At 52.4% G+C, this 22,585-nt stretch carries 17 protein-coding genes and 1 tRNA gene; 12 read left to right on the top strand and 6 right to left on the bottom strand.

The genetic code is table 11. The features are described 5' to 3' along the window. The first annotated feature begins 10 nt into the window (after nt 1-10). The 5 genes from R3I13_RS06660 to R3I13_RS06640 all read left to right on the top strand — a co-directional run bounded on the left by R3I13_RS06660 (nt 11) and on the right by R3I13_RS06640 (nt 5,510). Nucleotides 11-1,108 (top strand): endonuclease/exonuclease/phosphatase family protein, encoded by a 1,098-nt coding sequence (locus R3I13_RS06660; protein ID WP_346317148.1) that lies wholly within the window; start codon nt 11-13, stop codon nt 1,106-1,108. Nucleotides 1,109-1,228: 120 nt separating this feature from the next. Beyond that, on the top strand, nt 1,229-2,344 hold the full coding sequence (locus tag R3I13_RS06655; protein WP_346317147.1) for an endonuclease/exonuclease/phosphatase family protein: 1,116 nt from the start codon (nt 1,229-1,231) through the stop codon (nt 2,342-2,344). 92 nt (nt 2,345-2,436) lie between these two features. Next, nucleotides 2,437-3,933 carry a cysteine--tRNA ligase gene (gene cysS / locus R3I13_RS06650; protein WP_346317146.1) on the top strand — a complete coding sequence of 499 codons (1,497 nt, stop codon included), beginning with the start codon at nt 2,437-2,439 and terminating at the stop codon, nt 3,931-3,933. Nucleotides 3,934-3,936: 3 nt separating this feature from the next. Continuing rightward, nucleotides 3,937-4,899: a M28 family peptidase gene (locus tag R3I13_RS06645; RefSeq protein WP_346317145.1), complete on the top strand. Its 963-nt coding sequence runs from the start codon at nt 3,937-3,939 to the stop codon at nt 4,897-4,899. A 2-nt stretch (nt 4,900-4,901) separates the two neighbouring features. Further along, nucleotides 4,902-5,510 (top strand): DNA-3-methyladenine glycosylase 2 family protein, encoded by a 609-nt coding sequence (locus R3I13_RS06640; protein WP_346317144.1) that lies wholly within the window; start codon nt 4,902-4,904, stop codon nt 5,508-5,510. A 10-nt stretch (nt 5,511-5,520) separates the two neighbouring features. Here the strand turns inward: R3I13_RS06640 and R3I13_RS06635 are convergent, their stop codons facing one another. Then, nucleotides 5,521-6,168 (bottom strand): hypothetical protein, encoded by a 648-nt coding sequence (locus tag R3I13_RS06635; RefSeq protein WP_346317143.1) that lies wholly within the window; start codon nt 6,166-6,168, stop codon nt 5,521-5,523. A gap of 176 nt (nt 6,169-6,344) precedes the next feature. Between R3I13_RS06635 and R3I13_RS06630 the strand changes: the two genes are divergently transcribed. The 3 genes from R3I13_RS06630 (at nt 6,345) to R3I13_RS06620 (ending at nt 12,049) form a co-directional block, all read left to right on the top strand. Further along, nucleotides 6,345-9,431, top strand: coding sequence for a TonB-dependent receptor (locus tag R3I13_RS06630; protein WP_346317142.1), 3,087 nt, complete (start codon nt 6,345-6,347; stop codon nt 9,429-9,431). Between the two features lie 10 nt (nt 9,432-9,441). Then, nucleotides 9,442-11,205, top strand: coding sequence for a RagB/SusD family nutrient uptake outer membrane protein (locus tag R3I13_RS06625; RefSeq protein WP_346317141.1), 1,764 nt, complete (start codon nt 9,442-9,444; stop codon nt 11,203-11,205). 379 nt (nt 11,206-11,584) lie between these two features. Beyond that, nucleotides 11,585-12,049: a hypothetical protein gene (locus R3I13_RS06620; RefSeq protein ID WP_346317140.1), complete on the top strand. Its 465-nt coding sequence runs from the start codon at nt 11,585-11,587 to the stop codon at nt 12,047-12,049. Between the two features lie 69 nt (nt 12,050-12,118). On the opposite strand, the gene R3I13_RS06615 is transcribed toward R3I13_RS06620, so the two are convergent. Next, on the bottom strand, nt 12,119-15,124 hold the full coding sequence (locus R3I13_RS06615) for a glycoside hydrolase family 3 N-terminal domain-containing protein (RefSeq protein ID WP_346317139.1): 3,006 nt from the start codon (nt 15,122-15,124) through the stop codon (nt 12,119-12,121). Nucleotides 15,125-15,470: 346 nt separating this feature from the next. Between R3I13_RS06615 and R3I13_RS06610 the strand changes: the two genes are divergently transcribed. The 4 genes from R3I13_RS06610 to R3I13_RS06595 all read left to right on the top strand — a co-directional run bounded on the left by R3I13_RS06610 (nt 15,471) and on the right by R3I13_RS06595 (nt 17,805). After that, entirely contained in the window at nt 15,471-16,079 is a 609-nt protein-coding gene (locus R3I13_RS06610) for an adenylate kinase (RefSeq protein WP_346317138.1), read from the top strand. A gap of 191 nt (nt 16,080-16,270) precedes the next feature. Further along, nucleotides 16,271-17,308: a GTPase ObgE gene (gene obgE / locus R3I13_RS06605; RefSeq protein WP_346317137.1), complete on the top strand. Its 1,038-nt coding sequence runs from the start codon at nt 16,271-16,273 to the stop codon at nt 17,306-17,308. A gap of 8 nt (nt 17,309-17,316) precedes the next feature. Next, nucleotides 17,317-17,676 carry a DUF4180 domain-containing protein gene (locus tag R3I13_RS06600; protein ID WP_346317136.1) on the top strand — a complete coding sequence of 120 codons (360 nt, stop codon included), beginning with the start codon at nt 17,317-17,319 and terminating at the stop codon, nt 17,674-17,676. A gap of 55 nt (nt 17,677-17,731) precedes the next feature. Further along, nucleotides 17,732-17,805 (top strand) — tRNA-Thr (locus R3I13_RS06595). Here the strand turns inward: R3I13_RS06595 and R3I13_RS06590 are convergent. The 4 genes from R3I13_RS06590 to rpoN form a co-directional block, all read right to left on the bottom strand. Beyond that, nucleotides 17,805-19,031 carry a J domain-containing protein gene (locus R3I13_RS06590; protein ID WP_346317135.1) on the bottom strand — a complete coding sequence of 409 codons (1,227 nt, stop codon included), beginning with the start codon at nt 19,029-19,031 and terminating at the stop codon, nt 17,805-17,807. The two genes, R3I13_RS06595 and R3I13_RS06590, sit on opposite strands and share 1 nt — an antisense overlap. A 145-nt stretch (nt 19,032-19,176) precedes the next feature. Next, the gene (gene recA, locus R3I13_RS06585; RefSeq protein ID WP_346317134.1) at nt 19,177-20,178 is read right to left on the bottom strand and encodes a recombinase RecA; all 1,002 of its coding nucleotides are present in this window, start codon (nt 20,176-20,178) and stop codon (nt 19,177-19,179) included. A gap of 238 nt (nt 20,179-20,416) precedes the next feature. Beyond that, on the bottom strand, nt 20,417-21,082 hold the full coding sequence (locus R3I13_RS06580; RefSeq protein WP_346317133.1) for a hypothetical protein: 666 nt from the start codon (nt 21,080-21,082) through the stop codon (nt 20,417-20,419). Between the two features lie 15 nt (nt 21,083-21,097). Beyond that, on the bottom strand, nt 21,098-22,585 hold the full coding sequence (gene rpoN, locus R3I13_RS06575; RefSeq protein WP_346317132.1) for an RNA polymerase factor sigma-54: 1,488 nt from the start codon (nt 22,583-22,585) through the stop codon (nt 21,098-21,100).

The raw sequence follows: 22,585 nt of genomic DNA, 5'->3' as shown, positions 1-22,585 counted from the left end.
ACACCCGCAAGTGAAACCTGTGCCTGTTTTTTTCCACCGCCTGTTCCTGTATGGAAATGTGCTCATCGCCGCCGGCCTGATCTGCTCCGCTTTTTTACCAATGATGAACCCCGCAACCTTCTGGCCAGCCGGGTTTGCAGGGCTCGCTTTCCCTTTCCTGTGGCTGCTTTCCGTTATTTTCATTCCCGGCTGGCTGATCGCCCGCAAAAAATACTGGCTCATTTCCGTTTTTGCGTTGATGATCTCTTTCCGCGGCATGGCCCTTTCCTGGGGCTTCAACCTCTTCAGTTCCGGCAAGACCGCCACGGACAGGTCGTTTACCGTGATGACCTTCAACTCCAGCTCCATGGGGCTGTCTGGCTATTCGGAGAATCCAAAGGTAAGGGAGCATATCTATCATATCCTGAAAGCGGCCCGGCCGGATGTGCTTTGCATCCAGGAGTTCTATACCAATGAACACCCGGACCAGCAGCCGCACCTGGAAAACATTGCCCATACCGGCGGCTATCCTTATCACTATTTCGCGAAACATTATACCAATTGGAAGACCTGGCATTGGGGCACTGTCATCTTTTCACGCTTCCCCATCGTAGATACCGCCAGGATCGCGTTCCGGGGCGGATACAAAGGCAATGAGGATCTCATAAGCGTAAAATTGCTGGTACATAAAGATACTGTACAGGTGCTCACGGGCCACCTCTCTTCTTACAAGCTGAACGGCCACGACTACCAGGCCATGGGCAATCCTGACGGCGGGAAGATCAAATCCATGATGGGCAAAATGCGCCGCAGCTTTGCGAGCCGGGCGAGCCAGGCGCAGATCATGGCCGGCGAGATCAGCCGCAGCAAATACCCGCTGGTGGTAACCGGCGATTTCAACGACATTCCCCTTTCGTATACCTACCGCACCATCCGCGGCGATGCGCTGCAGGACGCGTTCCTGGAAATGGGCTCCGGTTTCGGACGGACTTTTTCCGCGCTCTCGCCCACCCTTCGCATAGATTATGTGCTGGCCGGCAAAGAATTTACCGTGGAAGATTTTTCCATCTACCGCGAAAAAGGATTGCAACACTTTCCCGTGATGGCGCGTTTATCCCTCGAACGCTGATTCCGTGTCACAATAAAATGAATTCAAATACGAAAATGGTTGTTCCACAACGAAGCGCTAAATTTATTAACGCGTTGTTTTTTAATGCGTTAAATTTATAGCGGCCAAATATCTAGTTTGTTGAAATTTTTACGACTATTTACCAAAGGGTTTTTCCTTACCGTGAACATTGTTGTTGTTCTGTTTTTTCTCCTTGCCTGCCTGGTGCCTTTCATATCGCCGGTGAGGTTCTGGCCGATCAGTTTCATCACCCTCGGGTTTCCTTTCCTGCTGATCGCGCTGCTGCTGTTCATGATATTCTGGCTGATCTTCCACCCGAAATATGCGCTCATCCCGCTCATCGCCCTGCTGCTCGGCTGGAAGTCCGTTTCCGCGTTCATTGCCATCCGCTGGCCGTCTGACTGGGAAACCAGCAATAAACCTGAAGGTACTTTTAACGTGATGAGCTACAATGTAGCCCTGTTTGGCCTGTATGCGAAAAAAGACAGCAAACCCGTGCGTGAAGGGATCTTTAAACTGATAGAACAGCAGCGCCCGGATGTGCTGTGCCTGCAGGATTTTTATACTTCGGAAAAACCCGGGGATTTTAATAACCGGGAAGACATCAGCAGCCTGATGAACATGCCGCACCGCTTCTTTTCCAGCGACTTTAACCGCGGCGGCAGCCAGCACTGGGGCAGCATCATCTTTTCCCGCTACCCCATCCTAAAGTCGGACAAAGTGAAGCTCTCTCCCGGCCCGCTGGGCGAAAGCCTCATTTTCGCGGACGTGCGGAAAGGGAAAGACACGATCCGGATCGTGAACATGCACCTGGAATCGTACCGCTTCAACGCGCAGGATTACCAGAGCATCGAAAAGATCAGGAAACAGGAAGATACCGGGCTCGTGGCCGCCAAAGGCATCATCTACAAAATGCGCGACGCATACATCCGCCGCAGCCGCCAGGCCAATATAGTGGCTGATTTCATCAGAACGAGCCCGCACCCCGTGATCGTTTGCGGGGACTTCAATGATACGCCCGCATCTTACACCTACTTCACCGTCAAAGGCAACCTGCAGGACGCATTCCTCCAAAAAGGCAGCGGCATCGGGCGCACGTTTTCCGGCATTTCGCCCACACTGCGGATAGATTACATTTTCGCAGACAAAGCCTTTACCGTAAAAGGTTTCCGCACTATCCACTCCGGCCTCAGCGACCATTACCCGGTGATCACGAACCTGAAGCTGAACCGCTGACGAGCGCCATTCGTAATTTGTCTGCTGCTTTTGGCTAAAAAATTCGAAATTAGGGTGATAAAATCCGAAATTCGCCGACCGAATCAATTGATATGTCAGAACAGCTAAAACTACACAATACCCTAAGCCGACAAAAAGAATTATTCACTCCGTTATATCCCGGGCATGTGGGCATGTACGTGTGCGGACCTACTGTATCCGGCGAATCGCATATGGGGCATGCCAGGCCGTTCATCACCTTCGACGTGCTGTTCCGCTACCTGCTGCACCTGGGCTACAAAGTGCGCTACGTGCGCAACATCACCGATGCGGGGCATTTTGAAGAAGAAGGCCGCGCCGCGGAAGACAAGATCGCAAAAGGCGCCCTGCTTGAAAAACTGGAACCCATGGAGCTGGTGCAGAAATACACCAACCTCTACCATTGGGCCATGGAACAGTTCAACAACCTCAAGCCCAGCATAGAACCTACGGCCACCGGCCACATCGTGGAGCAGATAGAAATGATCAAAAAGATCATGGCAGACGGATATGCCTACGAAGCCAACGGTTCCGTTTATTTCGACGTAAAAAAATATTCCGAAAATCATCATTATGGCATCCTCAGCGGCCGCGTGATCGAAGACCAGCTGGAAACCACCCGCGAGCTGGACAACCAGGATGAAAAGAAAAATAAGGTCGATTTTGCCCTCTGGAAAAAAGCGCCGCCGGAGCACCTGATGCGCTGGCCAAGCCCGTGGGGCGAGGGTTTCCCCGGATGGCACATTGAATGCTCCGCCATGAGCAGCAAATATCTCGGTAAACAATTCGACATTCACGGGGGCGGTATGGATCTCCAGTTCCCCCATCACGAGTGCGAGATTGCCCAAAGCGAAGTAGCCCATGGGGAAATGATGGCCCGTTACTGGATCCACAACAACATGATCACCATCAACGGGAAAAAAATGGGCAAAAGCTACGGCAACGTGATCCGCCTGACGGAGCTGTTCGCCGGCACGCATCCCTTGCTGGAAAAGGGTTACAGCCCTATGACCATTCGTTTCTTCATTCTCCAGACCCATTACCGCAGCACGCTGGACTTCTCCAACGACGCGCTCAAAGCCGCGGAGAAAGGTCTTGCCCGCCTCTGGTACGCCTACGAAGTGCTGCAAAAGCTCAGCTACAGCAGCAATGGCGCAGGCCTCAACGAAGAGCTGGATAAACAGGTGCAGGAATGGTGCCGCGATTGCGCCGCCGCCATGAACGACGACCTCAGCACCGCGAAAGTGCTGGCCAATCTCTTTGAGCTGGCCCCCGTGATCAATTCCCTCCGCGGCGGACAGGTAAAAATGCATGAGATCAGCCAGGAAACGTTCGACCTGCTGAAAGTCACCTGGCAAACCTACCTCATCGATATCCTGGGCCTGCAGCCTGAAAAGCCCGAGGACAGCGACAAGCTGGACGGCGTGCTGCAATTGCTCATAGACATCCGCAGGGAAGCCAAAGGCAAAAAAGATTTCGCCACTTCAGACAAGATCAGGAACCAGCTGCTTTCCATCGGCATCCAGCTGAAAGATGAGAAAGACGGCACCGTTACATACGCCATCGAGTAAATAATGCGGAAGTACATTCTTTGGGCCGCCATTGCTTTTACGGCCTGTAATACCGGCAAGAGGCCGCCAGCCGCTGCAGACACTGCCGCGAAAAAACCCGCAATCATTGCTGCGCCCGCGTTTTCGGCAGACAGTGCTTATGCCTATGTCGAAAAACAGGTCTCTTTCGGCCCGCGTATACCCGGCACCAAAGCGCAGGCCGCATGCGCCGCCTGGCTCATTTCCAGCCTGCGGCCTTTAGCCGATACCGTATACGTTCAGCGCGTGAATGTGAACGCCCAGGGAAAAAATCTTCCCTGCATCAATATCATCGCATCCTTTAATCCTGCCCAAAAAAGGCGCATCCTTTTGCTGACACACTGGGACACGCGGCCCGTTGCGGACAAAGATGCATTCGACCCGAAGAAGGCCTTCGATGGAGCGGATGATGGCGCCAGCGGCACGGCCGTACTGCTGGAAGCAGCGCGCCATCTCAATGCCAGGAAGCCCGGTTATGGTATAGACCTCCTGTTTACCGACGTGGAAGATTATGGTGAAGACTATTGCCTGGGCACCCAATACTGGGCGCGCACACCGCATATACCCGGCTACACCGCCGCTTACGGCATTTTGCTGGACATGGTGGGCGCGCGCGGAGCGCGTTTTTACATGGAAGGCACTTCCCAGCAATTCGCTTCCGCACAGATGAAACTCTTCTGGGATGTGGCCAACCAGCTGGGGTATTCGGAATATTTCCGCTACGAAACGCCCTCCAATGGCCCGTTTTACATCGAAGACGATCATACCTATGTGAACAATATCCTGAAAGTGCCCACCTTCGACATCATTGCCACCCGCCCCAGCGGCGAGCTGATGCCGCACCATCATACCACGAACGATAATATTTCAGTGATCGACCGGCAGACCCTCACCGCTGTGGGCCAGCCTTTGCTGGGCCTGCTCTACGGAGAACCTTTCAAATACTGATTATGACGCATCATGATGTGTATATCGCCCATCTCAGTAAAGACAAGAAGCTGAAGAACATCATCACTTCGCCGCTCAGCGAACTGGCTGTGACCAAGAATATCGCGCTGAAGCTGATCGGCTCTATCATGAGCCAGCAGCTTTCCGTAAAAGTGGCCGACGTGATCTATAACCGCTTCCTTCAATTATATGGCGGCAAAGAACCGCGCCCGCAACAGATCCTGGACACTCCGCCCGAAACGCTCCGCTCCATTGGCCTTTCCAACGCCAAGGTGAGCTACGTGCAAAACGTTGCCCGCTTTGTGATAGCAGAAAAACTGACTGATGCGAAGCTGCGCAAAATGGAAGATGCGGAAGTGCTGGCTTATCTCACGCAGATCAAAGGCGTGGGCAGGTGGACGGTGGAAATGCTGCTCATGTTCTACCTTGGCCGGGAAGATATTTTCGCCGCAGACGATCTCGGGCTGCAAACCGCCATGAACAAGCTCTACAAGCTCGACCCCACCGATAAAAAAGCCTACAAAGAAAAGCTCATGGCGCTTTCCGCACGCTGGGCGCCTTACAGAACGCACGCCTGCAGGTATTTGTGGATATGGAAAGACGGGAAATAAATGCGGCCGTTTATTTAACCAGTGTGTAAGATCTCAGCCGGGTGGTGTCTTCAACCCGGTCTACCTGGATGAGCCCAACTCCTTTTGCATAAAAATTCGTGGTCAGTGTTTCCGGCGGCAGGATAGGCGGAACGGACACTTCCATGCGTACGCCGATCACATCATTGTATTGCGTGCCCAGCACATTTTTGCCTGTGCCTTTCTGCATGATGGTGTAAGTAATGGTGATATTGATATCGCCGATCACCGGCAGGGTAACAGGCAACAGTTCTTCCCAGGATTGGCCCAGTGCGATATCGTCTTTCAGGTAAACAGTCTTGATAGGGTCAGCGGGCGCGTTGGGGATGGATGACACGTCCAGCAATTGCTCATAATCTCCGCCACCACAGCGGAACAGCGAATATTCTCCCGTGAAATCGTCCGTCAGCTTGCGGAAATCGTCGCCGTTGTAGACCGTATCGCCTTCCACGCGCAGCGTGTAATCCAGCGTGTCCTGCGTGGCCACGTCTACCATCTCGTATTCAAAAACAGAGCCCGTGGTATATGGCGCATAATCACAGGCGTTGGCTGTGACAGGTTCTTCCACACTCACTTCTTTTTTACACGCGGCGAATACCAGGAGGATAATGATAAAGCCGGCCAGGGGTATCCTTTTCATAACTGACGGGTTCTGTAACCGAAGTTACCGGTTATTTCTTTAAAGAAGAGGGTACTTCATACGCTTATTTTAGAAAATATTTAACGAAAAACAAGATAACTTGGATCGACAACCTTATCTTGATAAAGCCGTATAAACAACAGTGAACATTTTATAACCCAACACAAGCAACAGTTATGAAGACCATTCCACGTTATGGCGGAGCCATTCTCATGGCCGCCTTTGCCTTGTTTGCCGGAGGCATGCCCGTCTCCCAGGCGCAAAACGTCAACCAACAATCGTCTTCCAAAAACATCACGGTAAAAGGCAGGATCAGGGACGCCAAAAACGTTTCCCTTCCCGGCGTGACCGTAGTGGTAAAAGGCAATACCTCCAAGGGTACGGCCTCGGATGAGAAAGGCGTTTTCACACTTACCGATGTAGACCCGCAGGCCGTGCTGGTGCTGCAATACATCGGTTATGAAACCCAGGAATTCCCGCTGAACGGGCTGACGGCGGTGAATATCCTTTTAAAAGAAACAGAAAAACAGTTGGACGAGTACGTCGTTACCGGTTACGGCACCACCAAAAAAGTGACCAAAACCGGGTCTGTGAGCACGGTGAAAGGCTCCGAGATCAAGCAGGCGCCCACCGTAAACGTATCTAACGCCCTCGTAGGGCGCGTTTCAGGCCTGATGGCCATCAACAGCAGCGGCGAGCCCGGCTACGACGGCTCCCGCATCCTCATCCGCGGCCGGAGCACCTATGGCAACTCCGACCCGCTCGTGGTGATCGATGGTATACCCAGGGACGGTTACCAGCGCCTGAACCCGAACGACATCGAGAATATTTCCGTGCTGAAAGACGCTTCCGCGGCCATCTTCGGTTCCCGCGCGGCCAACGGCGTTATTCTCATCACCACCAAACGCGGGAAGACCGGCAAGCCGCTGCTGAGCTACAGCTTCAACCAAGGCTTCACCCAACCTACCCGCATGCCCAAAATGGCCGATGCTCCCACTTATGCGCGCATCGTGAATGAGATCAACATCAATGCCGGCGACCAGCCCAGCTTTACCGAAGATAAGATCCAGAAATTCGCGGACGGGTCCGACCCATGGCAATACCCGAATACAGATTGGGTGGATGAAGTGGTGAAGCCCCTCAGCAGCCAGAACCGCCACGACCTCAGCCTTCGCGGCGGCTCAGACAAGTTCACCTATTACGTATCTCTCGGAACGCTTTTCCAGGACGGCATCTTCAAGCACAGCGCTACCAAGTACCGCCAGCACAACGCCCGTGTGAACCTGGACGCCAACGTGAACAAATACCTGACCATCAAACTGGACCTTGCCGGCAGGCTGGAAGACCGCAACTTCCCGCCCCGCAGCGCGGGCTCCATCTTCCGCGCATTGCTGCGCGGCAGACCCACTGAAGCCGCCCGCTGGCCCAACGGCCTGCCCGGGCCGGACATCGAGTATGGCGACAACCCCGTCGTGACCAGCACCAACGAGATCGGCTACCAGCGCGACAGGCTGTACGCCCTCAACAGCAACCTGGGTGTGATACTTTATATCCCGAAAGTAGAAGGCCTCTTCGTGGACGCCAACTTCGCCGTGGACCAGGCCTTCAACTTCAACAAACGTTTCATCAAACCCTGGACGCTGTATACTTTCCAGGGCTACGACGGCAACAACCAGCCCATCCTCGAAGCCAGCAAAAGAGGCGTGAGCGCGCCGGAGCTGGAAGAAAATTATGCGCAAAACAGCAGCATCACGATCAACGGAAAGATCAATTACATCAAGAGTTTCGGCAAACATAATACCTCCGCCATCTTCGCGATCGAGCGGAATGAAATGAAGAACGACAACTTCTGGGCGCGCCGCCGTTATTACATCTCCAGCGCGGTAGACCAGCTGTTTGCCGGCAGCAACGAAGAAAAAGACAATACCGGCCGCGGGTTCGACTATGCGCGCCTTAACTACTTCGGACGCCTGTCTTATAACTACGACGAAAAATATCTCTTCGACTTCAACTGGCGTTACGACGGATCGCAGAACTTCCCGCGCGACAAACGGTTCGGTTTCTTCCCCGGCGTGTCCGCAGGCTGGGTGGTTTCCCGCGAGAGCTTCTGGAAATCGGCCATCGGCAGCACGGTGGATTATTTCAAGATCCGCGGTTCCTGGGGCCAGATGGGTAATGACCAGATCAACCCCTTCCAGTACATGAACACCTACGGCATCTCCGAAGGCGGCACCATCATTGGAGACAAGCTGAACACCGGCATCAATTCCCTCCGCATCCCGAACCCGAACATCACCTGGGAAGTGTCCAACAACATGGACCTCGCCATCGAAGCCAAGCTCTTCAACGGGCTGATCGGCATCGAAGCGGAGTATTTTTTCACCCGCCGCCACAGCATCCTTTCCCAGCGTTCCGCTTCCATTCCCATTTACACCGGTCTCACGCTGCCGGATGAAAATATCGGGAAGGTGCAGAACCAGGGTATCGACCTTCACCTGACCCACAAACGCACCGTGCGCAAGTTCACCTACGAAGTAGTGGCCAACATTTCAACTGCCCGCAACAAGATCCTGTTTTGGGACGAAGTGCCCAACCAGCCTGAATGGCAGCAGTCCACCGGCCGGCAGATCGGCGCCAATCTTTATTACGAGGCCATCGGCATTTTCCGCGACCAGCGCGCTGTAGACGAGTACCCGCACATTGGCGGCGCCATTCCCGGCGACGTGATCTTCCGGGACGTGAACGGCGACAACAAGATCGACGACCTGGACCGCGTACGTGTGAACCGTTCTGAGTATCCCATCTGGAACTACGGCCTTACCCTTGGCGCAGACTATGCCAACTTCGACATTACTATGCTCTGGCAGGGCGCCACAGGAGCCAGCCAGTACATCCGCACCGAATCCGGCCTGATCGGCAACTTCCCGATGAAGATCGCAGAAGACCGCTGGACGCCCGAAAACCCAGATGCTTCCATGCCGCGCCCTTACGACCGCGACAAGGAATACTGGGTAAGCCGCCAGAACACTTTCTGGCTGTGGAATACAGACTACCTGCGCCTTAAGACCCTGGAGCTCGGCTACACCCTTCCCGAAGCCACCCAACAGCGCCTCGGGCTGGATGATCTGCGCCTTTACATCAGCGGCCAGAACCTTATCACCTTCGACAAGGTGAAGATCTTCGATCCTGAATCGCCCACCGGCAGCGGACAGTTTTACCCGCAGACAAGGATCTTCAATGTTGGCCTGAATGTAACCTTCTAAAACATGCGTTATGAAAAGAACAATCACTCTCCTCAGCTATAGTTTATTTATTGGCATGATGCTGCTCACAACAGCCTGCAACAAGGATTTCCTGGAAAAAAGGCCGCTCAACGAGTACACCGAAGACGATGTGTGGAAAGACCCGAACATGGTGCAGGCCTATGTGAACGACATGTATTCCAAGATGCGCCACGGTTTCAATGAAGTAATGCTCAGCTCCATGACGGACGAGAGCCGCTTCATTCACAACTATGGCACCACCACTTCTGTGACGGAAGCCATGAGCCCTGAAGACCTGGGCGCGCTGAACCTTTTCGGCGAATGGGAAAAACATTACCGCGCGATCCGCAACTGCAACATCTTTTTCGCGCAGGTAGACGACGTGCCTTTTACCGATGAAACACAGCGCGACCGTCTTAAAGGCGAAGTGCATTTCCAGCGCGCGTATTTCTTTCATATGCTCGTGAAATACTGGGGCGGCGTGCCTTTGGTGACGCAGATCTTCCAGCTCACAGACGGCGAGGCCATGTTCATTCCCCGCAACAGCTTCGAGGAATGCGTGAACTTTATTGTTTCAGAGTGCGACAAAGCCGCCGCCCTGCTGCCCGAAGCGCACGACCGCGACAATAAAGGCCGCGCTACCAAATACGCTGCCATGGCGTTGAAGTCGCGCATCCTGCTCTACGCCGCCAGTGATCTTTTCAACAGGCCAGGCAACACCCGTCCCGAACTGGGATATGTTGGCGGAGACCGGCAGGCACGCTGGAAAGCCGCGCAGGACGCAGCTTCCGCGCTGATCCTCACCAACAAATTCTCCGTTTACAAACCCACGTCCTCCGGCGTAGATAATTACACCCGCGTATTCCTGGATAAGGATAATTCCGAGATGATCTTCTGCAAATACTTTAACAAGCAACTGCTCGGCACTTCGCATGATCTTTACAACGGCCCGAACGGTTACCATAACTGGGGCGGCAACGTACCGCTGGAAAATTTCGTGGAAGGTTACCAGATGAGCGACGGCACACCGTTTAACTGGAGCAATCCCGCGATGGCGGCAAAGCCTTACGACAACCGTGATCCGCGGTTTTATGCTACCATTCTTTACAATGGTACAAAATGGAAAAAACGCCCCAGCGACGCCATCGGCCTCGATCCTGTGGGCGTGATACAGACCGGGAAATATGAAAAGAAAAATGCTTCCGGCGGCATAGACGTGATCAGCGGGCTGGACAGCCGCAGCGGCCCCATCGAGAACTGGAACGGATCTTACACCGGTTATTACCTCCGAAAGTTTATGGACTTTAACCTGGATGCGCAATTCTTCCGCGGTGACCAGTCCTGGCCTTTCTTCCGTTATGCAGAGATCAAATTGAACTATGCGGAAGCAAGCCTGGCGCTGGGGCAGGAAACCGCTGCGCGGGATGCGATCAACGAAATCCGCACCCGTTCGGGCATGCCGGCCATCCCGGCATCCGTTACCGGCGCTGCGCTGATGGCCCAATACCGCTACGAGCGCCGGTATGAGCTGGCCTTCGAAGAGCATCGTTATTTTGATGCGCGCCGCTGGCTGATCGCTGAAACGGTTTTCAGCGGGCCTGCGAAAGCCATTGAGATTTACGGCAAGCTGAACCCTGACACCCTGCTGTATACTTACAAAGTATTAACAACCGGCGTGCAGGACCGGAAATTCACGGCGAAACATTATTTATTACCAATAATGGCCGCCGAGATCCGCCGGAACAGCAAGATGACCCAGAACCCGAATTATTAGGAAAACCCATATCTGCAACGGCCTGGCTTCAAATTGAGGCCGGGCCGTGTTATTGTATTTATTACACAATGTCATTAACAAAAAAAATGCGGCCCGTTAGCATTTTGTATTGTTTAATAATCCTACTTTCGCCTTCCGCGATTAACAATTTATTAACACCAAAACGAAGAATCAGCTTAAAGACCTTAGTTCCAATTAGCCCGGCAATCACCCGTAACATTAAGGCAATGATCTGCTCACATTTAGTTAATGCGCCCTTAATGTTAGCTTAATCCTACGGTCAGAACTTTGCATCGGAAAATCAAAGAAAGAACAGCAAAAGACACCTGCTTATTAAACTGACCCGTTTAGAGTTAACTATTAAATTATTTTGACTAACATGAAACACAGCATTGTAAACGCACCGAAACGAGTACTGACGGCATTAGCACTCATACTGGGCATTAGCTTACAGGCAACAGCACAAAATGAAGTATTTGCGCTTGCAAACAACCCCGTAGAGAAAACAACCCATGCCGCAACAGCCCCTGAAGAAGCCAGCTTTATGATCAAAAGAGGCTGCAAGATAGACGTATTGCAGGAAGGAACTGCAGCATTGCGTTTTCTTGTTCAGGTAGACAATCCCCGCCAGGACAAACTGGTGCTGTACATTAAGGACGGCAACAGCAACACCCTCCACAAAGAGGTGCTGGATGGCAACCCCAGGTTCGTAGGCCGCTTTAACCTGGAAAAACTAGAAGACGGCGCTTACACGTTCGAGATCCGCAACGGTAAGAACAAACTCGAAAAATCCATCGACATTAAAACGCAATTCCAGGTAAACCGCGTAGTATCTGTTGAGTAGCAGGCACGCACAGTCATAAAAAAAGAGGGTACGCCGCTATGGCGCACCCTCTTTTCGTTAAGGCATATCTTATTGCAGGTTCGTTCCGGATAATTTCGGCGACATGGCGTCGTACAATGTTTCCATCATATTGGCGCGCACGTTGAGCGTGGATAATTTAAGATTGGCGCCGCCATTCGGGCAAACGCGGTTGCTCAGGAAAATGAAGGCCAGCTTGTATTGCGGGTCTATCCATACGCAGGTGCCCGTAAACCCGGTATGGCCATAAGTAAGCGGCGAGGCGCTGCGCGCCGGGTAAGGCTCATCGCGTGAGGCATTGTCTTTCTCCGGCTTGTCGAACCCAAGTCCACGGCGGCTGATCTCCGAATGATACGCGGAAAACATTTGGATCGTTTCAGGATGGATGTATGATTTCCCGTTATAGGTTCCCCCGTTCAGCAGCATCTGCACCAGCACGCCGAGATCGGTGGCGTTGGAGAACAATCCCGCGTGCCCCGCTACCCCGCCAAACATCGCCGCCCCGGGATCGTGCACGTCGCCCCTGATCCATTGCACCCGGAAATTATTTTCGAATTCCGTAGGCACCAGCTGACTGAGCGGCAGGCGGCTGCGCGGCTCAAACCCTGTGGTGATAAGGCCCAGCGGCTCATAAAAAGTTTCGCGCACGTAATGGTCCAGGCGTTTGCCGGTGACGGCTTCCACGATCTTGCCGAGGAAAATAAAATCATTATCGCTGTAAATATACCTGGTGCCGGCGGGTATCAGCCTGCTGTCCAGTATCCGGCGAAACATTGTGTCGTTGTACCGCGGCTCCATGTAGAGGTTTTCCGCCACGCGCAGGCTGTGCAGGGAATCCATGCGTGTAGCGAAAAGCGTGGTGTCGGGCCAGCCGTTCTCATAAAGGATCTCTTTATAAAAAGGGATATAAGAAACAAGACCCGCCTGGTGCAGCAGCACATCGCGGATCACGAGGCGCTCTTTATCGGAACCGCGCACCCAGGGCAGGTAAGTGCCCAGCGTGGCATCCAGGGAAATTTTGCCTTCGTCGTACAGGCGCATGACGGATAAAGTGGTGGCGCATATTTTAGTAACAGAAGCGAGGTCGTACACGGAACTGTCTGTCACGGCTTCTTTCCGGCTGTAGTCATAGAACCCGAAATTTTTATGGTACACCATTTTCCCGTCCTTCATCGCCAGCACCTGGCAGCCGGGCGCGGCGCCCTTGTAGATCATATCATATGCCAGGGAATCGATCCGGTTCAGGGTGAGGCTGTTCATGCCCACGGTTTCAGGTACGGCCGCTTCCAGCTGGCTGGGGCGCACTTCAGGTTTCAGCGAAGTGATGCCGGTGCCGAACTGGAAATTGTTGCATACGGTAACGGGCAGTTTCCCTTTGGGTTCCAGCTTGCCGAACAGCACGCCTGCAGCGGCTTTGTGGGTGAGGCTATCGTCTTCATACGCAGCAATAATGGTAGGCGCATCGCAGAAATAACGGATGGCATAAGGGTTGCCGAAGGCGACGGTAGCCGCGGGCATTTCCTCCTGCAGCTGGTTCACGATAGCCTTTTGCGCACGGTTAATGCCGTAATCGTTCGCAGGCCGGCGGCTATAGTTCTGCACGGCAATGATCACTGCATCGTATTGGCTTTTCAGGCGTTTCACCATGGCGGATACCTGTGCTTCAGACTGCCGCGGGCTGAACACATATGCATCCACATCGGCCCTGTGCTGGCGCACAGCATCGATGAAAGTATTATTCCCGCCGTCTACCCCAACAGCCACTACCGCGATCTTTTTGTTGCCAATAGTAGCAGGCAGGGGAAGAAGATGATTGTCGTTGCGAAGCAGTGTGATGGCTTCTTCCGAGATCCTCCTCCGCAAAGGCAGCACGGCGGCATTCAGGTCTTCTGTAATATTCACCGGGTCGATGGGCTGTACATTCGCCAACCCCAGGTCGTACTTGGCGCGCAGCACTTTTTTCACCCTGCGGTACACTTCTGCGCGGCTGATCGTTCCTTTTTTGATGGCCGCCGCAATCGCGGTGATGCTGCCTTTGGCGGTTGAAGGCAGTTCCATCAGGTCGTTGCCGGCCAGCAGGCTCTGCAGCGATTCCTGCCCTTTGCTGTAATATTTTGAAATGCCTTTCATTTCCAGCGCATCGGTTACGATCAGGCCATCGAAGCCCATTTTTTTCTGCAAGAGGTCGGTAACGGCTTTATAGGAAATGGAGGTCGGCGTATTGGCTTTGCCGTCTATGGCGGGAATATAAAGATGCGCGATCATGATGGAGCCCACACCCGCATCTATGGCCCGCTGGAAAGGATACAGCTCCAGGGAATCCAGCTGGGGAATGGTTTTATTGATAGACGGCAGATCATAGTGGCTGTCCACATCGGTATCGCCATGCCCGGGGAAGTGTTTGGCGCAAGCCATCACCCCCGCATCCTGCATGCCTTTTATCATGGCCACGCCCAGGCGCGCCACCTGGTATTTGTCTTCCCCGAAAGACCGGTCGTTGATCACGGGGTTGTTGGGATTATTATTCACATCCAGCACAGGCGCGAAGTTGTATTGAATGCCCATGCGTTTGCATTGCTCACCGATGGCCTTGCCTACTTCGTAGATGAGCGCACTGTCCTGCACGGCGCCAAGCATCAGGTTGCGGGGGAAAGCCATCACGCTGTCTGTGAACCGCATGCCGAGGCCCCACTCCCCGTCTACCGCCACGAGCAGCGGCACTTTGCTGGCTGCCTGGTAACGGTTCACCAGCAAGGCCTGCCTTACGGGCCCGCCCTGGAAAGTGACCATGCCGCCCACTTTGTTAGTCCGGATATCATTCAGCACGCTGTTGATATGATCCTGCCCGAGGTTGGAGTGCATGCGGATCATGATCAGCTGCGCGATCTTTTCTTCGTGGGTCAGGGAATTAAAAACGCTGTCTACCCAGCGGTCCGCCTGGCTTTGACTGGGTTTTCCCTTCTTATGCTTATCTTTTTCATGTGATGTGGTTCCCGGTTGTGCATTGGCTGCAAGCAACAGTCCGGAGAGTACTGCTACCAAAAAATGCTTCATCATGCTCTAAACATACAAAATTTTCAAGCTCATTCCCGCAGGGAATTGACTGACGGCGAACGCATTGCACTAATTCAACATATATTTATAGCCGGTTGTCATATGGCTGAATGCGTTTTTCAATTCCTCTACCTTTTTTCGGCTTTTATTGAAGGATTTTTATTATTTTTTGTATATTTTTTATAAGAATTCATCAATCTGAATATTAATTACCAACTCATTCAATTGTTTGTTATATTTGCACCTTACGTGACTGTCAATCCTTAAACCTTTTGAGAACATTTCTGTAGAAGTTGGGGACAACCAGGCAACTGTAACACGTTTTTAAGGCGTAAGTATGTCGCTTACGATGAATACATTATCGAAGAACATGGTCAATCTTATTTTATTTGGCCCTCCCGGAAGCGGTAAAGGAACCCAGAGTGCCAACATTATCGAGAAATACGGTCTGCTTCACCTGTCCACCGGCGATCTGCTGCGTTCTGAGATCGCGGGAAAAACGCCTTTGGGCACGGAAGCGCAGAAGTTCATAGACCAGGGCTTGCTGGTGCCGGACGAAGTGGTGATCGGTATGATCAGCACCAAGCTGGACTCCAATCCTGAGGCCCGCGGCTTTATTTTCGATGGTTTCCCCCGCACCACCGTGCAGGCAGAAGCGCTGGATAAGCTGCTGGCGCTGAAAAAGACCGGCATCTCCGTGGTGCTGAGCCTGGAAGTTCCGGAAGACGAGCTGGTACGCCGCCTGCTGGACCGTGGGCTTACCTCCGGCCGGTCAGACGATGCGAGCGAAGACGTGGTAAAAAAACGCATCGTGGAATACCACAACAAAACCGCTCCTGTAGCGGATCACTACGCTAAATTCGGGAAACTGAAAAAAGTGAAAGGCGAAGGCACCATCGAAAATATTTTCGAGCTGCTTAGCAAGGAAATCGAAGAACTGATGGGGGTTCGCGTGTAAACGGGCGCCCTGAAGCATACATATTGCAACGCAAAGATCATGTAAGGCCAAACTTTACGATCTTTGCGTTTTGCTTTTTTAGGGGCTGAAGCCGGGGAAGAAGCATCTACCCTTAAAAAGCCTTGCTGGTAGCGGGTTTATAGTTATCAGCAGAAAAAACCGGCCGGTTGAGCCGGGAGGAGAATTGAATTATGGAGAATTTTGTAGACTACATACGGGTATTTTGTAAATCCGGCCACGGCGGCGCTGGCAGCAGGCATTTTATGCGCACCAAGTTCAAAGCCATGGCAGGGCCCGATGGCGGCGACGGCGGGAGGGGCGGCCACCTCATCCTGCGCGGCAACGCCCAGCTGTGGACGCTTTTGCATCTTCGCTGGTATAAGAACGTATTGGCAGAAAACGGCGAGAACGGCAGCGGCGATAACTGTACCGGCGCCAATGGGAAAGACATTGTGATCGAAGTGCCGCTTGGCACCATCGTTCGCGATGAAGAAACCGGCGAAGTAGAAGCTGAGGTGCTGCGCGACGGGGAAGAGATCATCTTTATGCCCGGCGGCCAGGGCGGCCGTGGCAACGCTTACTTCAAAAGCGCCACCAACCAGGCTCCCGAATATGCCCAGCCCGGCGAACCCGGCCTGGAAGGCTGGAAGCTGCTGGAACTCAAGGTACTGGCCGATGTTGGGCTGGTAGGTTTCCCGAACGCCGGCAAATCCACCCTTCTCTCGTCTATTACCGCCGCCAAACCCAAGATCGCGAATTACGCCTTTACCACGCTCACGCCGCAGCTGGGCATGGTGCCTTACCGCGACGATAAATCCTTTTGTATGGCGGATCTTCCCGGCATCATCGAAGGGGCGCATGAAGGGAAAGGCCTGGGCCACCGCTTTCTCCGGCATATAGAACGGAACGCGGTGCTGCTGTTCGTGATCCCGGCGGATAGCCCTGATCATTTGAAAGAATTCAATATCCTCGTCAACGAGCTGGAACAATACAATCCTGAAATGCTGGACAAGCAGTTCCTCATTGCCATCAGCAAAAGCGATATGCTGGACGAGGAGCTGAAAGCCGCCATAGCAGCCGAACTCCCGGAAGATGTGCCGCATGTGTTCATTTCTTCCGTTACCCAATCCGGCTTACAGGAACTGAAAGACATATTGTGGGACGCGCTTACTTCCGAAGAAAATTTGCACCACGGAGAAGAAGAGGAGGAAGAAGAAGAAACGGAATAACAGCGATCATGACCATCAAAACCCACCGGGCCGGCCATACAAGCATCGCGGAACTGATCTCCGATGAAATGATCGTCCGGACAGTAGACGACGGGCTGGACCTGTTAGGCAACCTGTTCTTCCAGGGGTTCGATAAAGTGATCATTCATGGAAAAAACATTACTCCCGGATTTTTCGATCTGAAAACCGGGATAGCCGGGGACATACTGCAAAAGTTCACGAATTATCGCGTAAGGCTCGCCATAGTAGGTGATTTCGCGGAAGTGCCCGGTAAAAGCCTCCGCGATTTTATCTTCGAAAGCAACAAAGGGAAGCAGGTTAATTTCGTGAACTCCGCCGCTGAAGCCATCGAAACCCTTTCCCGGTAGGATTTTTCCCGGGGGTTATACACTGTATTGTTCAGAAGTTTATTTTTGTAAAGTTGCCACCCTAGCTCAGCTGGTCAGAGCGGTTGTTTCGTAAATAACAGGTCGTCGGTTCGATCCCGATGGGTGGCTCAGAAAGCCTCCGTGTGGCTAAACGCTGCATTGGAGGTTATTTTTTGGGCGTAGAGCCGGATAATGGACCGGGCATCTTCCCAAACAACATCTTCATCCTCACCGGTATAATATTTCCGGAACAGCGTCTCCGTTTTTCCAAAGTCCAGGTTGTTGAAGTAATAGGTGATCACCTGGCGCAGGTATTCCTTCCGTGTACCGTCATCCTGGCCGTTTTCCAGCTCCGGAACACCGCGGCTGCTAAGGTATGCCAGGCTTTCTTCCAGTATCCTGTTGCGGTAATCGTAATCCATAGAAAACTGCAATTTGCCCTTGTTCGCCACGAGGTAAATGCCGGGCTTATTGCTCTTATAGGGCATCCGGGGAACATTGCAGATGCCGCAGGATCTATAGGTTTCCACCATGTTATCGAAGTACAGGCGTATGTTGTTCCCGACAATGTACATGCCGCCGGTGTGGCTAAAAAACTCTTCATAAGCAGGACTGTTGCTTTGGCTTCCCGGTTCTTTCACCACAACATCCTGTATACTGTTCCTTCGCTTCAGGATAATGTCCCGGTCGGTAAACTGCGCCTGGTTACGGCGGGTAATAATGATGCGCAATTCATCTTGCCCATCGTTGTCGATATCGTCTGTGGAGTGAGTAACGGAGGCATTGAGATCGTGACCTATCATGTCTTCCAGCAAAATGCGCGACCCGTTCTGCAGTTTTACATATGTAACTTTACCCAAAGTGGATGACGTAAGCGCCATTTTAGTGGTATCGAATTTTTTGAAATCGAATTCACCTATGTAGGATTTCCGGTCGTTCAACGAGAACATCAGCATTTTAAGAAAGAAGAAGAGCAGGAGCACGAGCGACCAGCGGGAAATTTTTTCATACCATGGTTTTACGGGCGGGGGCGATGGCGTATATGTCCAGCTTTCGTCGTTTTGCTGGTACGTGTACTGGCCATACGGCGGCTGGTAAGAATGCCCGGTATTACTTTGATAATGGTCCTGCCTTGGCTGGCGGCTGTAGTATAATTGCTGGTCGTACCAATGTTTCTGATCGGGGTCAGACAAAACCTTGTAGGCGTCCAGGATGCCGCGGAATATTTCTTCGCTCTGCTTGTCGCCGTTGTTCCGGTCCGGGTGGTAACGAAGGGAAAGCTTGCGGAAGGCGGATTTGATCTCCTGCAGGGATGCGGTTTCAGGGATACCTAATGTCTGGTAATGTGTTGGCATGCTAATACATGAACGTTAAAGTTAATGCATCCATTGCAAATTCAAACGAAAAAGGAAAGGTCCGTTAGACAACGGACCTTCTACTAAACTAACCCAAACAAACGTTTAATGAACGTTTAAAAATCTTTAGAAATGGGTACAAACCTTACGCTTGTTCAGCCAGCTTTGCCTTGATCTTGGTTTCCACCTCGGTGGCTACCTCGGGATTGTCCAGCAGGAGCTGTTTCACGGCATCGCGGCCCTGGCCCAGTTTGTTGCCTTCGTAGCTGAACCAGCTACCGCTTTTCTGGATAATGCCATATTCCACGCCCATGTCTATCAGCTCGCCAACTTTGGAAATGCCCATTCCGAATATAATGTCGAACTCTGCCTGGCGGAAGGGAGGAGCGACCTTATTCTTAACTACTTTAACTTTTACGCGGTTGCCCACTGCTTCGTCGCCGTCTTTGATCTGGCTCATACGGCGTATGTCCAGCCTTACGGAAGCGTAGAATTTCAGGGCGTTACCACCGGTGGTGGTTTCGGGGTTGCCGAACATAACGCCGATCTTTTCACGCAGCTGGTTGATGAATATGCAGCAGCAATTGGTTTTAGAGATCGTGGCAGTCAGTTTGCGGAGGGCCTGGCTCATAAGGCGGGCCTGCAGGCCCATTTTGCTTTCCCCCATTTCGCCTTCCAGCTCTCCTTTGGGCACCAGGGCGGCCACGGAGTCTATCACCACTACATCCACCGCTCCGGAAAGGATCAGCCTGTCTGCAATTTCCAGCGCCTGCTCACCATGGTCAGGCTGGGAAATCAGGAGGGAGTCCACATCCACGCCCAGTTTGCGGGCATAAGTGCTGTCAAAGGCATGCTCAGCATCTATGATCGCGCAGATGCCGCCTTTTTTCTGTGCCTCCGCAATGGTATGGATCGCCAGTGTCGTTTTACCGGAAGATTCAGGGCCGTATATCTCTATCACCCTGCCTTTGGGCAAACCGCCGATCCCCAGCGCAATGTCCAGCCCCAGGGAACCTGTGGAAATGAACTCCATCGGCACATCGGGCTTTTCACCCATCATCATCACGGCGCCTTTGCCGAAATCCTTGTCAATCTTGTCCATCGTAAGGCGGAGCGCCTTCAGTTTATCAGTATTGCCGTTTGACATAATCTTTGAATTAGTAAGTAAGTATTTGTTACAAATTTAATGGTAATGCAAGGTATAATTATTTCCCGGAAAACTCCTAAAATTTTTAGCATTTTTTTCTAAATACTAATTATTGTAGCATCCGGTGTTTAAACTTAAATTGGGGTAACACGCAATGGACAATACAAAGGTGCACCGCCTTTACGCAGGGAATATGCGCAGTGGAAAAAATATCTTTTAAAAAGAAAAAAAACCGCTCTCAGCCTACGATAGCATAAGCGGCAACCTGTGAAAGAATGCCCACCAGCAGGCCGGTATAGATCTCCCGCGTGGTATGCGCGTCCAGCACGAGCCTCGCCGTTGCGGCCAGCCCCGTCAGCACGAAAGCCAGCGCCAGCGGCACGCTTACGTTCATGCCCATGCCCCACATCAGCACCATCAGGAAGCCCAGCACACCGCCCCAGCCTGTTGTGTGCATACTGATCTTCACGAAGCTGTTGGCCACGAAACAGACCACCACCGCAATGAAAATGCCGAGGAAAAACGCGTTGAAAAAACCGGGGGTAACGCCCTGGCGTTTGAATGTATAGAAGACCCAGAAGTAGAAGATCGTAGTCGCCACATAAGGAATGATCCTGTCCATACGGTTTTCCAGCTGCACGCTGTTCACGAAACCCAGCAGTTTGGACAATACCACCGACAGCAAAGGGAACAACAGGCAACCCACGCCCACGCGCAGATACAGCACGTCGAACGGGAACCGGAAGCTGTTGTGCTTAAAAGCCATAAAGTATTCCGGCAGCGCGGTTACCACTAAAAAAGTGATGAGCAGGGGAATGAACAAAGGATGCAGCAAATAGGAAAATACTGTTGCTGCGGCCCGCAATGCAGGCGGAAAATTAACGGACGGTTTCTGCTCTTCCATGAAAATTTGTAATGATTATAATTCCTTGCGTAAACGCGCAACGGGTATGTTCAGCTGCTCGCGGTATTTGGCCACGGTGCGGCGCGCAATGTTGTAACCTTTGTCCTGCAGCATTTTCGTAAGATTCTCGTCGCTGAGCGGCTTGCGTTTGTTTTCGCCGCCGATCATGTCGGACAGTATCTTTTTCACCTCGCGCGTGCTCACTTCCTCGCCGCTGTCTGTAGACAACGACTCGGAGAAGAAGAACTTGAGCTTGAAGGTGCCGAACTCGGTCTGAACATATTTACTGTTGGCCACGCGGCTCACGGTAGAGATGTCCAGCTGGGTGATGTCGGCAATGTCCTTCAGGATCATGGGTTTCATGGTGGTTTCATCGCCGGTGAGGAAGAACTCATGCTGGTAGCTCATAATGGCTTCCATGGTGCTCAGCAGCGTGTGCTGGCGCTGTTTGATGGCGTCTATGAACCATTTGGCGGCGTCTATCTTCTGTTTGATGAACAGTACGGCTTCTTTCTGGCGTTTGTCCTTTTTATCCCCGCGGTCGTACTCCTTCAGCATTTCGCGGTAACCTTCGGAAATACGCAGGTCAGGGGCGTTCTTGCTGTTGAGGGACAATTCCAGCTTGCCGTTATTGTTAAGTATGAAGAAATCAGGAATTACGTAGCTCTCGGCTTTGTTCAGCACGCTGTAATTGCCGCCCGGCTTGGGATTGAGCTTGATGATCTGGCCAATGGCCTCGCGCAGGTCTTCGTCTGAAAGATTAAGTGAGCGCTGGATCTTTTCGTAATGTTTTTTGGTGAACTCGTCGAAGTAATTGTCGAGTATCTGGATGGCGGTCTGTACGCCCGGATCGTCCGGGTTTTTACGCTTCAGCTGCAGCAGCAGGCATTCTTTCAGGTCTGCGCAGCAAACGCCGGCGGGGTCGAAGGTCTGGATGAGCTTGATGAGCTGTTTGATCTCATCTTCGTCTGCCTGTACATTCTGTGAAAATGAAAGATCATCTACGATGGCGCTGGTTTCGCGGCGGAGATACCCGTCGTCGTCTATGCTGCCGATGATCTGCTCTGCGATGCGGCGCTGGCGGTCGTCCAGCGTTTGCAGGCCCAGCTGGCTGAGCAGGTGATCGTGAAAGGTGGTTTCCACGCGAACGGGAATGGTGCGGGATTCGTCTGGGTCGGGATAGTTATCGTCCCGGAGTTTGTAATCCGCTATTTCGTCGTCGCCTTCTGAAACGTATTCTGAGATATCAATGTTGTCGTATTCGTTTTCGCTGCCGTCGGGTTCAAATTCTTCCTCGGTATTGGCTTCGAATTCTTCGTTGTTATCTTTCGCGAGGTCGTCTTCCTGGCCGTCTTCACTGTATTCAAGGGCGGGGTTTTCTTCCAGTTCTTCTTTGATCCTTTCTTCCAGGTTGGCAGTAGGAACCTGCAACAGTTTCATGAGCTGAATCTGTTGGGGTGACAACTTCTGTAATAATTTCTGTTGTTGCGTTTGCTTTAACAT

This window comes from Chitinophaga sp. YIM B06452 (genome assembly GCF_039655965.1).
Lineage (GTDB): Bacteria > Bacteroidota > Bacteroidia > Chitinophagales > Chitinophagaceae > Chitinophaga.
The sequence above is the reverse complement of the archived record's forward strand: the minus strand, read 5'-3'. Positions and strand labels throughout refer to the sequence as shown.

Excerpts from the sequence above, each read along its gene's own strand:
- R3I13_RS06620 (WP_346317140.1), top strand. The coding sequence starts at position 11,585 with ATGAAACACAGCATTGTAAACGCACCGAAACGAGTACTGACGGCATTA.
- R3I13_RS06610 (WP_346317138.1), top strand. The coding sequence starts at position 15,471 with ATGAATACATTATCGAAGAACATGGTCAATCTTATTTTATTTGGCCCT.
- R3I13_RS06645 (WP_346317145.1), top strand. The coding sequence starts at position 3,937 with ATGCGGAAGTACATTCTTTGGGCCGCCATTGCTTTTACGGCCTGTAAT.
- R3I13_RS06630 (WP_346317142.1), top strand. The coding sequence starts at position 6,345 with ATGAAGACCATTCCACGTTATGGCGGAGCCATTCTCATGGCCGCCTTT.
- rpoN (WP_346317132.1), bottom strand. The coding sequence starts at position 22,585 with ATGTTAAAGCAAACGCAACAACAGAAATTATTACAGAAGTTGTCACCC.
- R3I13_RS06580 (WP_346317133.1), bottom strand. The coding sequence starts at position 21,082 with ATGGAAGAGCAGAAACCGTCCGTTAATTTTCCGCCTGCATTGCGGGCC.
- R3I13_RS06600 (WP_346317136.1), top strand. The coding sequence starts at position 17,317 with ATGACCATCAAAACCCACCGGGCCGGCCATACAAGCATCGCGGAACTG.
- obgE (WP_346317137.1), top strand. The coding sequence starts at position 16,271 with ATGGAGAATTTTGTAGACTACATACGGGTATTTTGTAAATCCGGCCAC.
- R3I13_RS06590 (WP_346317135.1), bottom strand. The coding sequence starts at position 19,031 with ATGCCAACACATTACCAGACATTAGGTATCCCTGAAACCGCATCCCTG.
- R3I13_RS06635 (WP_346317143.1), bottom strand. The coding sequence starts at position 6,168 with ATGAAAAGGATACCCCTGGCCGGCTTTATCATTATCCTCCTGGTATTC.
- cysS (WP_346317146.1), top strand. The coding sequence starts at position 2,437 with ATGTCAGAACAGCTAAAACTACACAATACCCTAAGCCGACAAAAAGAA.
- R3I13_RS06615 (WP_346317139.1), bottom strand. The coding sequence starts at position 15,124 with ATGATGAAGCATTTTTTGGTAGCAGTACTCTCCGGACTGTTGCTTGCA.
- recA (WP_346317134.1), bottom strand. The coding sequence starts at position 20,178 with ATGTCAAACGGCAATACTGATAAACTGAAGGCGCTCCGCCTTACGATG.
- R3I13_RS06640 (WP_346317144.1), top strand. The coding sequence starts at position 4,902 with ATGACGCATCATGATGTGTATATCGCCCATCTCAGTAAAGACAAGAAG.
- R3I13_RS06625 (WP_346317141.1), top strand. The coding sequence starts at position 9,442 with ATGAAAAGAACAATCACTCTCCTCAGCTATAGTTTATTTATTGGCATG.